Genomic DNA, 15,045 nt, shown 5'->3' with positions numbered 1-15,045 from the left:
TCAGACAGCCTCCTTTATCATATTTACATCGTTTTACTTTTCGCAACGACAAAAGGCTTTTCAGGAGCGCCTATAAGTGTGCGCCCGGACGAAATCGTACAATCTTTATCAAGAATCACGTTCTCTAAAACCGCGTTCTCTTCGATTTCACATCTTTGCATAATTATTGAGTTCTTAATGACTGCTCCCTTTCCTACCTTCACCCCTCGAAATAGAATGCTGTCTTCAATGTGACCGCCGACAACGCAGCCGTTGGCTACAAGCGTATTTGTCACATTAGAAGAACGGGCGTATTTTGAAGGTGCCTCATTTTTAATTTTTGTATAGACTGGTGATTGTTCTTTAAACAACTCATCATGAGCTGAACGGTTTAACAATTTCTTGCTGTTGCGGTAATAACTCTCCACGGAGTTAATCAAGGCATGACTTCCTTCATATTCATAGGCATTGATATGAATGTCAGGCAGTCTCCCTTTAATTCCATCAAGGAAAAAGTGAGAACATCCGTGAGCAATACAATTTTCAACTAAATAGTAGAGGTAGTCTTTTTCAACGATATACATATCCATGTACACGTTGGAACTTTGTTGGTCATTATGAATCGAAACCACTCGATTGCTATCGTCAATCGTTAATTTATGAGCTAAGTTATGCTCCGGCTGAAGATCACGTACTTTCTTATAAACGACCGTTACATCTGCCCCTGACTCTTTATGAGACTCTAATACATCACGGTAGTTAATATTACAAATGTTCTGCGATCCTGAGACAACAATGTAATCGGCTAGTGTTCTCTTAATGAAATCGATATTATTATGAAAATGCTGTAAATCTCCTCTAGAAAGATCTGTGGGGTCATTCCAGTCAGGCGGTAAGATAAATAATCCGCCGCGTTTTCTGTCCAAATCCCATGCTTTCCCTTGCTCTAGATGATCCATAAGAGAACGATACTTCCGCCGCGCAAATACAGCAACAGATTCCATGCGGGAGTTGGTCATATTAGATATAGTAAAATCTATCATGCGATAGCGGCCAGCAAAAGGAACGGCTGCTCCGCATCTAAAATAAGTTAGTTCATCTAGCAGATCTTGTTCATGATCAAGGTTTATTATTCCGGCAATACGGTCCATATCGTCACCCCTTACTTAATAATCGTGGCATAACTTGACGCCATTACACTGCCTTCTTCAGCCACTAACGTAATTTGACTATCCGGGCTTGCGTCTCCGATCACAGCATTATCTTCAATAACGCTGCCTTCAGAGATAATGGCGCGATGAATTTTTACATTTTTCCCTATTTTTACGTTTGGCATAATTACTGAATCTTTTACGACCGCACTATCTTCCACATGCACACCGTAGAAAATAACGGACGTATCAACCGTGCCATAAATGCGACAGCCTTCATTAATAAGCGCATTTCTAACTGTGGCGCACGGTGCAATATACTGGGCGGGCTGATTAGGATTTTTCGAATAAATCCGCCATTCATGATCACTTAAATTTAGCCCAGGCTCATCTTTTAGAAGATCCATGTTTGCTTCCCACAAGCTGTCGACTGTGCCGACATCCTTCCAATAGCCTTCAAATTTATAGGCGTGAAGATGTTTTCCATCCTGAAGCATCGTTGGAATAATATCTTTCCCGAAATCATGAGAAGAGCCTTCTTTCTGTTCATCTTCAAGTAAATATCTCTTTAAGACTTCCCATTTAAAAATATAAACCCCCATTGATGCCAGATTACTAAGTGGAAACTCAGGCTTCTCATCAAACTCTATAATTCTTCCATCATCGTCTGTATTCATTATCCCAAAGCGGCTGGCTTCATCCCATGAAACAGGAATAACGGAAATCGTAGCATCAGAATCTTGCTCGATATGCTCCTCAAGCATTGCACCATAGTCCATTTTGTAAATGTGGTCCCCAGACAAAATTAAAACGTGTTCAGGCTCATAACGATCTAAAAATTCAATGTTGCGGTAAATGGCATTAGCCGTTCCTGTGTACCAACCGCCGCCTTCAGACTGCATAAATGGAGGCAGCACAGAAACACCACCATAACTGCGATCAAGATCCCAAGCAGACCCAATACCAATATAGTTATTTAATATTAATGGTTCGTATTGGGTGAGTACGCCCACGGTATCGATCCCAGAATTTGAACAATTACTGAGAGGAAAGTCTATAATTCGATACTTGCCGCCAAAATACACGGCAGGTTTAGCAATTTTCTTCGTTAATGATTTTAGTCTTGTACCTTGCCCCCCTGCTAGGAGCATGGCTACGCATTCTTTACCTTTCATTCATTTTCCTCCTTTGGTGAACAAGTTCTTTTTAAAAAGCTAACGGCAAGAGGGGGGATCGTCATAGCTACATGCTGGTCTTGACCTTGCCACGGTTCATTTACCGTTTCTAAAGCCAATCCGTTTGTCTGTCCCGAACCTCCAAAGTGGGTTGCATCACTATTGAAAATCTCTTTATAATGCCCTTCTTTAGGCACTCCCACCTTATAGCCGTGATAAACCTCTGGAGTGAAATTACAAACAATAATCAGCTGATCCCCATCATTACGGCTATTCCTTGCAAAGGAAACAATACTTTGTTCGTAATTATTAGGGTCTATCCAGAAAAACCCTTGTTCGTCGTGATCCAGCTCCCATAAAGCCGGCATGTCGTTGTACAATTGGTGGAGCTGTTTGACATAATCTAAAGCGGAAGCATGAGCTTCATAATCCAGCAGCTCCCAGTCCAGGTCTTCGAGATCTTTCCATTCATCGAATTGTCCAAACTCTGTCCCCATCATGAGCAGTTTTTTACCGGGATGAGCATACATGTAAGCTAAAAAAGCTCGTAAGTTCGCAAATTTTTGCCAATAGTCGCCCGGCATTTTGTTTAAAAGAGATTTCTTCCCATGAACAACCTCATCATGAGAAATTGGTAAAATAAAGTTCTCAGAAAAAGCGTAGAAAAAAGAAAACGTAATGAGATGATGATAGTGCTTTCGATGAATCGGATCCATTTCGATATACTTCAACATGTCATTCATCCAGCCCATATTCCATTTATAGTTAAAGCCAAGTCCTCCTAAATAAGTTGGGGAACTTACCTGAGGCCATGAAGTCGATTCCTCCGCCATCATAAGGATGTTAGGAACTTCTTCAAAAATGGCTTCATTCAATTTTTTAATAAAAGCAACGGCTTCTAAGTTCTCTCTTCCACCGTATTCATTTAATTCCCACTGGCCATCTTCTTTACCGAAGTCTAAATAAAGCATACTAGCAACGGCATCTACTCTTAGACCGTCCAAGTGGAATTCTTTAAGCCAATAAATTGCATTTGAAATGAGGAAGCTTTGCACTTCATTTCTTCCAAAATCAAAAGTCAGAGTTCCCCATTGAGGCTTTTCTGCCTTTATAGGATCTTGATACTCATATAAAGCTTCTCCATCAAACCTTCGTAATCCATGCTCGTCTTTACAAAAATGAGCAGGAACCCAATCGAGTATGACCCCTATACCATTTTGATGGCATTGATCAACAAAATAACGAAAGTCATCTGGTGTACCGTAACGAGAAGTTGCAGCAAAGTAGCCTGTGGTCTGGTACCCCCAAGAACGATCAAATGGGTGTTCAGTTATGGGCAATAGCTCGATATGTGAGTAACCCAGCTCCTTAACATAAGGAATGACCATATCTGCATATTCCCGATAGTTGTAATAAACTTCGGTTTCGATATTTTTCCAAGAACCTAAATGCAGTTCATAAATAGAGATTGGAGATTCATAGATATTTATATTCTTACGCCTGTCCATCCACTGTTCGTCATTCCATGAATATTGATTGAGAGGATAAGTCACTGAGGCTGTATTTGGGCGCAGCTCACTAGAAAAGCCATAGGGATCGGCTTTTAGCCTCAAATGCCCATGTGGTGTTAAGATTTCGTACTTGTAAACCGTTCCTTCTGTGATCTCTGGTATAAATCCATACCATATGCCATTTTCATTTAGCTTTTTTAACCGATGGCTGGTGCCATCCCAATTGTTAAAATCCCCGACTACGCTTACTTGCTCAGCATTCGGTGCCCAAACAGCAAATCGATAGCCTTCCTCGCCGTTTTCTTCGTGGGGGTGGGCTCCGAGGAGCTGATAGCTATAACGCAAATTTCCTTGATGAAATAAATAGAGATCGTGTTCAACAATTGTCTCGTTTAACACGCCATCACCTCCTTATATCTGTGCTTATTATTAAGCATAAAATGTTACGGAACCGATTACAATTAATTTCTTACAAAAAGTTCTGAAAATTATGTGTTATTTTGTCGAAAAATGCATGTTAGCGCTTACGAATGTGCAATAAGACAAAATATGACAAAAAAAGAAAGCGCGTGTTTCGCGCTTTCTTTTTTAAATGGGTGGTCGAGTCGGAAAACATTATCCTTTTATGGCACCTTCAGTCATTCCCTTAGCTATTCGCTGCTGGAAGATCGCGTAAAGAATGATTACGGGAATAATCGCGATCGTTAGACTGGCAAACAACGTCCCCCAAGCATTTGTATACTGTGCTTCATTACTAATATAATCAATGGCAAGTGCGAGAGTGTAATTGCCCTCGGATTGCAGGAAGATCAATGCCATAAAGTATTCATTCCAAAATTGAATGGCGTTCATGATGGTTACCGTAATGATCCCTGACATGGACAGGGGAGTAATAATTTTTAAAAGCACACCGTATGGCGATAAACCATCCATAGAAGCCGATTCTTCAAGGGATTTAGGGATTGTGCTCATAAAGCTCGTTAAAACAAAAATGGTGAAAGGGAGCTGGCTGACAGCATAAACCATAGTCAGGCCATAAATATTATCTAATAAGTTAAACCGCTGCAAAAGGAAAAACAAAGGGATCCACCCTAGCACCATCGGGATCATCATAGCTGAAATGTATACCGTAAATAAGATATGACTCCCTCTAAACCTTAAACGTTCAATCGCATAGGCTGTTGGAATTGCTAGTACTAACGTCAGAATAGCTCCTAACACCGTTACAATTAAACTGTTAAACACACTTGTATCAATATTAAAATCGGTCCAGGCACTCACAAAATTATCCATGTTAAATTGATCGGGCATTCCCCACGGATTTGCATAAATTTCTCCATTCGATTTGAAAGACCCGATAAACATCCAAATGATCGGGTATAGAACCGCAATAGACCATAAAATGAGAGGAATTCTTATCCCTGCTCTCCCTAACAATTGACCAACACTTTTCTTCTGTCGCACGTTTCTTACCCCCTCGTTGAATCCAACTTAATATTCTACTCTCTCTCGACGCATAAGGAATTGCAGAATCAAGACTGTAATTAAAGATATGATAAGAATCATTACACCAATGGTCGCCCCATATCCGAAGTTATACTGTGTGAAAGCTTGTTGGTATAGGTAAGATCCCATAACATGAGTAGAGTTATTAGGTCCCCCGCCGGTCATAACTTGTACGATGATAAACGAGCCGTTTAAAGTTGTAATGACAATGTATAAGATTGAAATCTTAATTTGCGGCCAAACGAGAGGCAATGTCACTTTCCAAAACTGCTGCCATTCATTAGCCCCATCAATTTCAGCTGCTTCATAATAGCTCTTCGAAACGTTAGCAATCCCACCCATGAGCATCAGCATAAACAAACCAATTCCTGCCCATACAGATGGTAAAACGAGACTCGCTAATGCCCAGTCTTCATTACCAAGCCATGCTCTCGTCCAGCTTTCCAGACCAATCGCTTCTAAACCGGAGTTGACCAAACCCATACTTGGGTTATAAATAAATGACCATAGTATCCCAATTACGACGACAGACATAATATTAGGAAAGAAAAATACGATGCGATAGAAAGGGGCCTCTTTAATTTTTAATTGAGTAAGAGCAACAGCAAAGAATAAGGCAAGCACCATTATTCCTACTATTTTAGTTCCTACCAGAAAATAGTCATGATAAATCGTGCGAGGAATAATAGAGTCATTAAAAAGTTTTATGTAATTTTCAAAACCAATAAATGTTTTATCTTGAGAAGATCCTGACCATTCAAAAAACGAATAATATAATCCACTAAAAAGCGGGTAAAGGGTGAAAATAGAAAACATTATAAAAGTCGGAACAAGACAAAACGCTAAAAACGTGTATTTTTGCTTTTTAGACTGTACCACCCAATCACTCTTTCTATAAGAAAATAAGGGTATGGGATATAAGGATTCACAGCCTCATACCCCATACCGTCAGCATGTCATCTATTCATTGCTCTCACGATATTCGGCCGCAGCTTCCTCTGCTTCCTCCGTGAACTCTTCTGCTGTAATATTGCCAAGCATCAGCGAAACAAGTGAGTTACCAATAGGTTCTTCCAATTCAGAACTCATTGGGTGTGGTTTGTTGTTAATTTGTACTTGCTCTTCATCGTTAATCATTTCATTCGCTTCGATTAAATAATCCGGTACTTCTTCACTCTCAGCCAGGTCTACCCCGTTTAGGTTCATAATCGCTCCTGTATGCTCAGAGAAAGAACGTGCATATTCTTTCTTGAATACAAACTCAACGAATGCTTGTGCAGCTTCAGGATTTTCCGCTTCTTCAGCAATAGCCAGCGGACGCAAGTCAGGAACAATAGAGTATGGCTCTCCAGAATTCTGCATTGGAGATGGAACAAATCCAAAGTCAAAATCTTCTGGGACATCGTTAGCCATTTCATTAGGCAGCCAGAATCCAACTGGAATAAAGGCATTATCCCCTAATAAAAAGTCCATTTGAGACTGTGTATGGTTTAATGCGCCAAAACCGTCATCAATATAGCCGGCTTCCTGCATTTCCTGTACTTTTTCCATAACTTCTACTACAGGTTCGCTCGTCCAAGCACCTTCAGCCCCGGTAATGACATCATTTAGCAACTCATCTCCGCCTGCAGCACCAAACGCCGGGTAAAGCATTCCACGTAAGAAATAGTATGGGTGCTGCCCTGTTGTGACGAACGGAGCAATATCTTCACCTTCTTGAATTTCACCCATCGTATCCATGAAGCCATCAAAATCAGCTGGAACTTCATAACCTTTATCTTCAAACATCGCTTCGTTATACCAAGTACCCCACGTATCAAAAACAAGAGGCAGGGAATAAATATCACCATCATAAGTAGCTGGCTCTACAATGAAGCTATCCATAAGAGGATCGCCATCCACTTCCACGTCCTCTACCCAATCGGATAAGTTCATTAATTGCCCGTCTTCTACCATTTGAGTTTCACTTGAACCCGCACCATCAATGTAAACAACATCAGGCGGATCGCCGGACACCCAACGAGATCTCATTTCATCGTTTATGTTTGGACCTGCATGTTCAACAACTGAGACATCAGGATATTCTTCCTGAAAATCAGCAATGACTTCTTTCCACCAAGAATCCCCGTATCCACCAACAAAGTATTGAAGTTCTAGCTCTCCTGAAACTTCTCCATCACCAGAGCTCTCACCGCCAGCCTCATCTGTCGCAGAATCGTCGTCAGATGAACACCCTGCAGCTAAAGCAAGTGTGAGCAGACCCACCGAAAGTAATGAACCAGGACCTTTTAATAGCTTCTTCAAATTACTTCCCCCTTTGAATTTGTTAAGTATATGAAACGCATTAATAGTTCAAAAAACTAATAATGTTGTTTCCAAACTTACGTCTTTTGCTTCAAAATATAAGATATGGCTTTCCTTACATACCCTTTGTTTCTATGAATCGCTTCTATGGATTGTTGATAATCAGCACCGGTTTCTATCATGACTACTGCAGGCTTAACTTCGTGATTGGTCTTTTTTAAGACACTTTCCGCTTCGTCATAGGATACTTTTGTAATCTCCATAATTGTCTTTTTAGCTCGTTCCATTAGTTTGTAATTGCTGGCGTGTACATCCACCATTAAGTTCTCGTGTACTTTTCCTAGCTGAATCATGGTTGTGGTACTAATCATATTCAGGATCATTTTGTGAGCTGTCGCTGCTTTCATTCTAGTCGAGCCTGTCAAAACTTCCGGTCCTACAACGACCTCAATGTCGCAGTCAGCATGTTGACTGATTTCAGATCGCTCATTGCATGAAAGGGAGACCGTATAAGCGCCAACCTTGCGGGCATATTTCAATGCTCCAATCGGGTAAGGGGTACGACCGCTGGCTGTAATCCCTAATACAACGTCATCTTCTGTTAACTGCTTAGCTTCAATGTCTTTAGCGCCTTGGCTTTCATCGTCTTCGCATCCCTCCGCTGCATTAAAGAACGCTCCGTTTCCACCCGCCATAATGGCTTGCACCATTTCTGAAGAGGTCATAAAGGTTGGCGGACATTCAGAAGCATCTACGACACCTAATCGACCACTTGTGCCGGCACCCACGTAAAAAAGCCTGCCGCCTTTGGCTAAAGAATCGTATATTTTTTCAATCGAAGTCTTCACTTTAGGAAGAACAGATTCTACAGCTTTTGCTACTTTTTTGTCTTCGTTGTTAATGGTATGTAATGCTTCCATGATCGACATTTGATCCAAGGTCATGCTGTTCTCATTTCGTTTTTCAGTGGTTAAACTTGAGAGCTCCATGAATGTGATCGTCTCCTTACCTATATGATCTTGTGACCCTAGAAAAAAGGGAGAAAATGATACTTCTTGGTGGGTTTCTAGTTGAAGCAGGGCGGGATTAGAGAAGAGAATGTAAAATAAATTATGTAAGCGCTGTCTTTTTGTTTTTTTAAAATTGCGACAAGTTTATGATTGACTTCATCATATTCTTTTTGAATTATTTTGTCAATGTTATGTTTTAAAAATAGAAATTTTATTTCATTCATCTAAAAAAAATGCCCTGCTGATTCAGCTTGTGGAGAAACCCCTGTTTTTCCGCAAGCTTTTTTTCTTGCCGCCAGGAGCGAAGGCCCCTTCCCTTTCCGCGGACGAGCGCACGAGCTTCCTCGCGAAACCCACGCTCGGCGATCTCGGCTCACTCGTTCTTCCGCAGGAGTGGAAGGGACCTCGCTCCTTGGAATTTCTTTAAGACAGAAAAAGACTCTCCTTCATCTAGCTCACCCTTACTAGATGGAGGAGAGTCATTTCCATATTCTATCAGTCATCCGTCATCAGCGCCTATTCCTTCACTTTCTCTTTTCCACACAACCGACAATAGCGCAGCCCATGCAGTTCTTTTGAATCTGCAAAGCTACGCTCAACCTTCTCTTTTCTCATGGGGTAAATCCATAAAATGAAAGAAATCAGAAAAAATTCAGCTTGTAGAGAAACCTTGGTTTTCTCTACATTTTCTCATACTGCGCCCTTATGGAAACAGCGTATGCAGCAGGGCATTCATTCTGCGAAGGTGTCAAAAGCCATTTTGATCAAAGGAACAGAAAAAGTGACGACTCCTGCGGGACGAGCAGACAGGAGAGGCCCCCGAAGTCGCAGACTGAGGAGACTTTCCGTCTTGCCCTGCAGAAAGCGGCGCTTTTTCTTGTTCCTTTTCTGCAGACAAAATGGAAGGAGCGCACCCTATTACATCTCGTCTAAGCTTTTTCAACCGCCTGAAAAGCCCTGCTGAATCAGCAGGGCTTTTATTAATCTTCTGTTTGATCTTCTACGAGACCTTCTTGGTCAGCAATTTGCCACGTGCCGAGACGGCGTGAATCTCCACCGCCAAACATTTCTACTACTTCTTCATCTGTACGCATACCTAAACCTTGTATGCCCCCATAATACAACGGAGAATCATGGGTAATAACAGAATAATTCATGTCGCCGCGTAAAGCATCTAATGCCGTGTCTTCCACCATTCTTTCTAAATGCACTACATTATCCTCTGTATAAAAACGAGGCCTCATGATCGCTTCTTGTAGGTTCAAAGGCTCCCCACTATCGTCTCTTCCATATTCATATTGTAAGAACGTTTGAATCAGCATCGCTGGAATCCTTGAACCTCCGGGAGAACCTAAGCCTAAAACAGGCTCCCCATCCTCCGCAAAGATCATTGGGGAAACAAAGGAACGAGGTCGTTTACCAGGTTCATACTCGTTAATAGCACCTTCAACTGTACTGAAGTTATTAAGCTGATTGTTTAAAAAGAAACCATTTGTGTAGCGGCCAGAACCAAAAAATTCACCGAGAGAATTTGTAGTCGAGACCATCATTCCATCTTTATCTCTTACTACAAAGTGAGTCGTATTTCTTGAATCATTCAGCTCTCCAGGACTGTTAAAAAGTTCGGATGAACTGGTAAGTCCGCTTCCCTCTTCTGAGAATTCCTGGTCAAATAGATTGTCCGTGTATTCTTTAGAAGTCAGCTCTTCTTGATCAATATCATCAAATTGAGGGTCTCCCAATGTGCTCACTCTCTCACTATACACTCGATCAGTTATTTTATTAACGAGATGAATATACAAGGCTTGCCACTCGTCATCATTAATGACCGCTTCCATGTCCTCCGGCAGCCCATCGGCTAAGAACTCTGGCAGTTCTCCGTTTTCATTTTCAAATTCTTCACGAATCACTTCATCAAAATTATCCTCTAACCTTTCCATCATTTGTAAGGCTTGAATGACAATGACGCCTGAGGTCGGAGAGGATCCTGCATAGACGGTGTGATCTTTAAAGGTACCTGCCGCTGCTTCTCTCCTCGCTACTTCATAGGAGGCCAAATCCTCTTGCGGAATCTCGAGCTCTGCCGATAACTGTTGACCCAACTCACCTTCGTAAAATCCATCAGCACCCTTGTCTCGAATAACTTTTAAAGTCTCAGCCAAATCTGTTTGAACAAGGTTTTCATTCATTGCGATCGGTTGTCCATCTGGGTAATAATTATTTCGCTCTTCCTCAGGAAGAAGAAGGTAGCGATTCGAACTTTGAATTTGTTCATTAAAGATTCGGCCGACTTCAAAACCTTCTTCTCCGTATTCTATCGATCGAGCTAATAGGTCTGCCCACTCTTTGTTTTCTCCGTAATCTTCGTACAAGGCTTCCATCCCTTTTACAAACCCCGGGATAGCTACACCTCTTTCCGGCCATCCTCCGCTTTCAGGGGCAGCTTCTCTATAATCATAGGTCACTGCTTCTTGGTCAGGTTCTTGAACGACCATTTGACCGCCGCCACCTACTCCAGATCCATAAGGCTCCACTACGCCTAACGTAAAGGATACAGCTATAGCTGCTTCAGCGGCATTTCCACCTTCATTGAGAACTTCCATACCTGCTTCTACAGCTAAAGGGTGAAGGGCACTGACGCCGTATACAAAAGACTCTTCATCATCCGCACTAATTTCAACCGTTTCTGAAGGTTCTTCGTCGCGATAAGGCTCTCGAAAAGCATCAAATTCATCTTCAAAGTAGTAATTCCACCCGACTAATCCTATAAATACGATAACAGCGAGGATATTGGTGATCCTTAAATAATTCATGACTCAGACCCTCCGTAATCCAGCACGCCCGCTTTTTCCATATCAATAATAAGACGGCTATCTTCAACTCTCCATAAATCTTTATCTAATTCCTTTCTTAACGTGCGAAAAATTCTATAATCACGGTATGGCTTCAAGATCCCCTTTGTTTCTCGAGGCTTCGTATCTGTAATTTGCATAGGGATAAACGACAAATCAGCTGAGCCATCTTCTAAAAAGTCCAGCTGAGCCAGCGTGGATTCTTTCGTTCGAGACCACCCTTGATCAAAGACAAAATTCCCTAAACTGTTCATCACTAAGGAGGTATTGTTGTTTGTTTCTACAACCGTCACAGGCTCTAATACGTGAGAATGGTGACCAATAATAATATCAGCCCCAATATCTGTAAGTAACCACGCGAGATTCTCCTGCTCCTGGTTGGAGCCGACTTGATACTCGTCTCCCCAATGAGCATGAACAATAACCACATCGGCCTGTTCCTTCGCTTCTTTAATGCGACGTTGAAGTACGTCAAGCCCATCGTTCGTTAAAACTCCCCCAACGTAGTCTCCTGCACTATATCCTTGTACAAATACATCGGTGAAGCCTAAAACGGCCGCCGAATAGTTTTCATTAATATCAAAATAAGAGATGGACCCAGCATCCATGACCTCTTCCTCTTCATCGCCCGTGTCAATCTGAGCTTCTCCCGAGTCAAGAACATCACCTATACCGATCAAATCAATATCCGCGTCCCTCATATGATTTAAGGTTTCCGTTAATGACAGGTCCCCATAATCCATCGTATGATTATTGGCTAAGTTTACAGAGTCGAACCCAGCGTTAATGAGAGCATCCTCTGCCCCCGCTTCCGCATAAAGGTGGATATCCTTATTATGTAACTCATAATCCTCCATTTGGCTTTCGACTTCCGGATTGTTCGAATCGATGACTGGGTTCTCAAAGTTTCCCGTCGAATAATCAGATTGCTCAAAGTAAGGAGTTACATAGGAAAATACGCGATCAATGGGTTCCCCTTCTCTTTGTGCTGCTTCCTGTACATGTCGCCCCAGCATCATATCCCCTACCATGGAAACCCGATACTCCACGTCATCCGGCCTCGTATTTTCAGGTATGGGCACCTCATCGATTTTTTTATGAGCAAAAAAAGGAATAGATAAAAGTAAAGCTAGAATAATAGAATGAGAAACTGCTTTCTCACGGTGCTTTTTAACCCAAACCTGCATAAATGATTTAAGCTTTGTTTCTTTCATAAAATAACTCCCCTACAGCAAATGATAGACGGTAATAAAAACAAACGTAAAAAACGCAATTACAAAGGTGGAGCTAAATGTAGGAATAACTCCTTGCTTCTGAATCGAGTTAGCAATTAAACCGGGCACAATAACTCCAATACCCCTAAGCTCCATCACTGGAAAGGGAGTGAGCGGATACAAGTAGTCCATTGACATTTTCATTAAGACCCCGACCGTTAACATAGCAGCAAACTTTCTGCGTCCGTACAGTACCGTAAACCTTGAAAGGACTTGAGTAACTAACAGGTATGTAAGCAAGCTGATTAATCCAACGACGAGCACATACATGACTTGATCAAAAATTAAAGCAAGGTAGCCGGGAACCACAAGGCCCGCCGGCATAATGCCTGTTTTTTCTGCATAAAGCAAACTTAATAAAACCCCTATAACTATAGCTATATATAAATCCGTACCAAACACTAATTCTCCAACCCCTTTTTTAGCTCAAAACTACTCTATTATTTGTTCGTCTGATACTTTCTCTCTAGTATGTCAACAGAAAAGGATGACTCTTCCTCTTTACGCTCCTCGTGTAATCGTGTTGGAGAATGTTCTTTCTTTTCAATGGCTTCTGCAAATTCCTCACCGCCGCCATGGATATTTCCAACTCCATAGATCAGCGCATTCTTAGGTAAACCAACGACATAATCGATCGCTTTATCGATCGGCTGTTTTTCCAAATTTACAATATGCTTTGTTCTAATTTTACCTTCATCATAAGCCGTTAAAATAGGATGAGCTTCTTTCCCAATGATCACAAGGCGGTCGATATCCATATGAGGCAATACCTTCTCAGCAAATTCGATGGTGCGTTCCACACGGTCGTGCCGGCAATTCATCACAACCGTAACATCTTCCGTCGGATAACCTTGTTCTTTTATACGCTCCCAAATATTTAATGTTGAGGTTACATCATTCGCCGCAAACCCATTAAAAAAGTATTTAGGGCTTTTCACATTTCCAAATTTATGCACACGCATAGCCCCGGGATCTACTGGAGCTGTAAGCATCCCCTTGAGAGCTACTTCTCGATCAATTTGCAGAATATCTGCCACCGCTAAGGCCAATGCGGCGTTTTGTGGAAAAATCATAAATGGGAATTTTTTTAAATATTCTTCATCAATCGCACTTTCATCGGCAACGATCACTTTCGAATTTCTCTTATAAGCAGCTTTTTCAAAGAAACGCTGGTAAGGTGTTTCAGGTATAATTAAATATCCATTGTGAGGAATGGTGGAGCTAAAGGCCTGAGCGATATCGTCAAGTGTAGGTCCCATAACGTCAAGGTGGTCTTCCATTACATTCGTGATAATCGTAATGTTGGATTTCACAAGCCTCTCTTGAAAGATTTTTTGATATACCGGGTGTACAGCCATGCATTCACTAACAAATGCCTCAGCTTTTCGATCCGTTACTTTATGTACCATTTTTCTTTGCTCACTAATATTAGGACCCTGAAGACCACGAATGATCGGCTCCTCTTCTTCTGAATCCCAATAAAACATTCTGGCTGACGTCCCTGTGGTTTTCCCGATTACTTTATCGCCATTTTCCTTTAAAATACCCATGACTAATCGTGTAACGGTAGATTTACCACGTATCCCATTAATCAAAACTCTAGTAGGAATTTGTTTTAATTTACGATCCAGCGTAATTCTTTCCCGAAGTCCGAGAGCGACAACGATGACTGCAAATATAAGCAAGTAACTTAGTTCGTTCACAAATTCACCCCTTTATACTATCGATTAGTTATTTTTTTCCTTATTAACCAACAAATAAACCAAATTTCACCATCTTTTCGCTATTTTTATCGTAACATAGTTTTATTACCCTGTTTAAACAAAATAGAATCCGGAAAATAAAACCATGAAAAGAAACACTTACTCAAACTATAGGGAAAGGAAGAGGAAATTGTGTCGGTTATTTTAAAAAGAATTTATGATGAAGAAAGAAATCTCGGCGGCCACCGCATTTTAGTAGATGGAATTTGGCCAAGAGGAATATCGAAAGAACAAGCCGAAATTGATCGATGGATGAAAGAAATTTCTCCAAGCTCAGAGCTGCGGAAATGGTTTAACCATGACCCTGAGAAGTTCTCAGAATTTAAAAGACGTTATAAAAAAGAGCTGAGCAGTCAATCTGATAAGAAGTCATCTTTGGACGAATTGAGGAATCTTGCTGATGGGAACCGCGTGATTTTACTCTATGGAGCAAAGGATGAAAAGCATAACCATGCTCTTGTACTAAAGGAACTTCTTGAACAGGATGACTAAATGGACGCAAGAAAACTCCCTTATCGCT

General features: G+C 41.3%; 12 protein-coding genes and 1 pseudogene. 1 reads left to right on the top strand and 12 read right to left on the bottom strand.

The annotated features are described in order from the left end of the window. Positions 1–23: 23 nt before the first annotated feature. The 12 genes and pseudogenes from glgD to pgsB form a co-directional block, all read right to left on the bottom strand. Positions 24–1,130: a glucose-1-phosphate adenylyltransferase subunit GlgD gene (gene glgD / locus IEV27_RS08990; RefSeq protein WP_188377130.1), complete on the bottom strand. Its 1,107-nt coding sequence runs from the start codon at positions 1,128–1,130 to the stop codon at positions 24–26. Positions 1,131–1,141: 11 nt separating this feature from the next. Continuing rightward, on the bottom strand, positions 1,142–2,305 hold the full coding sequence (locus tag IEV27_RS08985) for a glucose-1-phosphate adenylyltransferase (RefSeq protein WP_188377129.1): 1,164 nt from the start codon (positions 2,303–2,305) through the stop codon (positions 1,142–1,144). Continuing rightward, positions 2,302–4,215, bottom strand: a complete 1,914-nt coding sequence (glgB, locus tag IEV27_RS08980) for a 1,4-alpha-glucan branching protein GlgB (RefSeq protein ID WP_188377128.1) — start codon at positions 4,213–4,215, stop codon at positions 2,302–2,304. Before glgB ends, IEV27_RS08985 begins: the two co-directional genes overlap by 4 nt. Positions 4,216–4,431: 216 nt before the next feature. After that, the gene (locus IEV27_RS08975; protein ID WP_188377127.1) at positions 4,432–5,280 is read right to left on the bottom strand and encodes a carbohydrate ABC transporter permease; all 849 of its coding nucleotides are present in this window, start codon (positions 5,278–5,280) and stop codon (positions 4,432–4,434) included. Between the two features lie 27 nt (positions 5,281–5,307). Then, positions 5,308–6,201, bottom strand: a complete 894-nt coding sequence (locus tag IEV27_RS08970; protein WP_188377126.1) for a carbohydrate ABC transporter permease — start codon at positions 6,199–6,201, stop codon at positions 5,308–5,310. Between the two features lie 81 nt (positions 6,202–6,282). Then, the gene (locus IEV27_RS08965) at positions 6,283–7,626 is read right to left on the bottom strand and encodes an ABC transporter substrate-binding protein (protein WP_188377125.1); all 1,344 of its coding nucleotides are present in this window, start codon (positions 7,624–7,626) and stop codon (positions 6,283–6,285) included. A gap of 77 nt (positions 7,627–7,703) precedes the next feature. Continuing rightward, complete coding sequence (murQ, locus tag IEV27_RS08960) at positions 7,704–8,615, bottom strand: N-acetylmuramic acid 6-phosphate etherase (protein ID WP_188377124.1); 912 nt, start codon at positions 8,613–8,615, stop codon at positions 7,704–7,706. 540 nt (positions 8,616–9,155) lie between these two features. Then, positions 9,156–9,260: pseudogene (locus tag IEV27_RS08955) on the bottom strand (transposase); the annotation flags it as partial. A 356-nt stretch (positions 9,261–9,616) separates the two neighbouring features. Beyond that, positions 9,617–11,449 (bottom strand): gamma-glutamyltransferase family protein, encoded by a 1,833-nt coding sequence (locus tag IEV27_RS08950; RefSeq protein WP_188377123.1) that lies wholly within the window; start codon positions 11,447–11,449, stop codon positions 9,617–9,619. Then, positions 11,446–12,702, bottom strand: coding sequence for a CapA family protein (locus tag IEV27_RS08945; protein WP_188377122.1), 1,257 nt, complete (start codon positions 12,700–12,702; stop codon positions 11,446–11,448). The genes IEV27_RS08950 and IEV27_RS08945 overlap by 4 nt, the downstream gene beginning before the upstream one ends. A gap of 12 nt (positions 12,703–12,714) precedes the next feature. After that, a complete protein-coding gene (gene pgsC, locus IEV27_RS08940; RefSeq protein WP_101842105.1) occupies positions 12,715–13,164 on the bottom strand; it encodes a poly-gamma-glutamate biosynthesis protein PgsC in 450 nt (149 codons plus the stop codon). 38 nt (positions 13,165–13,202) lie between these two features. Further along, complete coding sequence (pgsB, locus tag IEV27_RS08935) at positions 13,203–14,465, bottom strand: poly-gamma-glutamate synthase PgsB (protein WP_188377121.1); 1,263 nt, start codon at positions 14,463–14,465, stop codon at positions 13,203–13,205. Positions 14,466–14,657: 192 nt separating this feature from the next. On the opposite strand from pgsB, the gene IEV27_RS08930 reads away from it, so the two are divergent. Continuing rightward, positions 14,658–15,017 (top strand): DUF488 domain-containing protein, encoded by a 360-nt coding sequence (locus tag IEV27_RS08930; protein ID WP_188377120.1) that lies wholly within the window; start codon positions 14,658–14,660, stop codon positions 15,015–15,017. Positions 15,018–15,045 lie beyond the last annotated feature (28 nt).

The sequence above is a fragment of the Halobacillus andaensis genome (assembly GCF_014636475.1).
GTDB classification, from domain to species: Bacteria; Bacillota; Bacilli; order Bacillales; family Halobacillaceae; genus Halobacillus_A; species Halobacillus_A andaensis.
The sequence above is the reverse complement of the archived record's forward strand: the minus strand, read 5'-3'. Positions and strand labels throughout refer to the sequence as shown.

Bases quoted from the DNA above. Each gene is read 5' to 3' on its own strand.
- glgD (WP_188377130.1), bottom strand. From the start codon at position 1,130: ATGGACCGTATTGCCGGAATAATAAACCTTGATCATGAACAAGATCTG.
- IEV27_RS08985 (WP_188377129.1), bottom strand. From the start codon at position 2,305: ATGAAAGGTAAAGAATGCGTAGCCATGCTCCTAGCAGGGGGGCAAGGT.
- murQ (WP_188377124.1), bottom strand. From the start codon at position 8,615: ATGGAGCTCTCAAGTTTAACCACTGAAAAACGAAATGAGAACAGCATG.
- IEV27_RS08950 (WP_188377123.1), bottom strand. From the start codon at position 11,449: ATGAATTATTTAAGGATCACCAATATCCTCGCTGTTATCGTATTTATA.
- IEV27_RS08945 (WP_188377122.1), bottom strand. From the start codon at position 12,702: ATGAAAGAAACAAAGCTTAAATCATTTATGCAGGTTTGGGTTAAAAAG.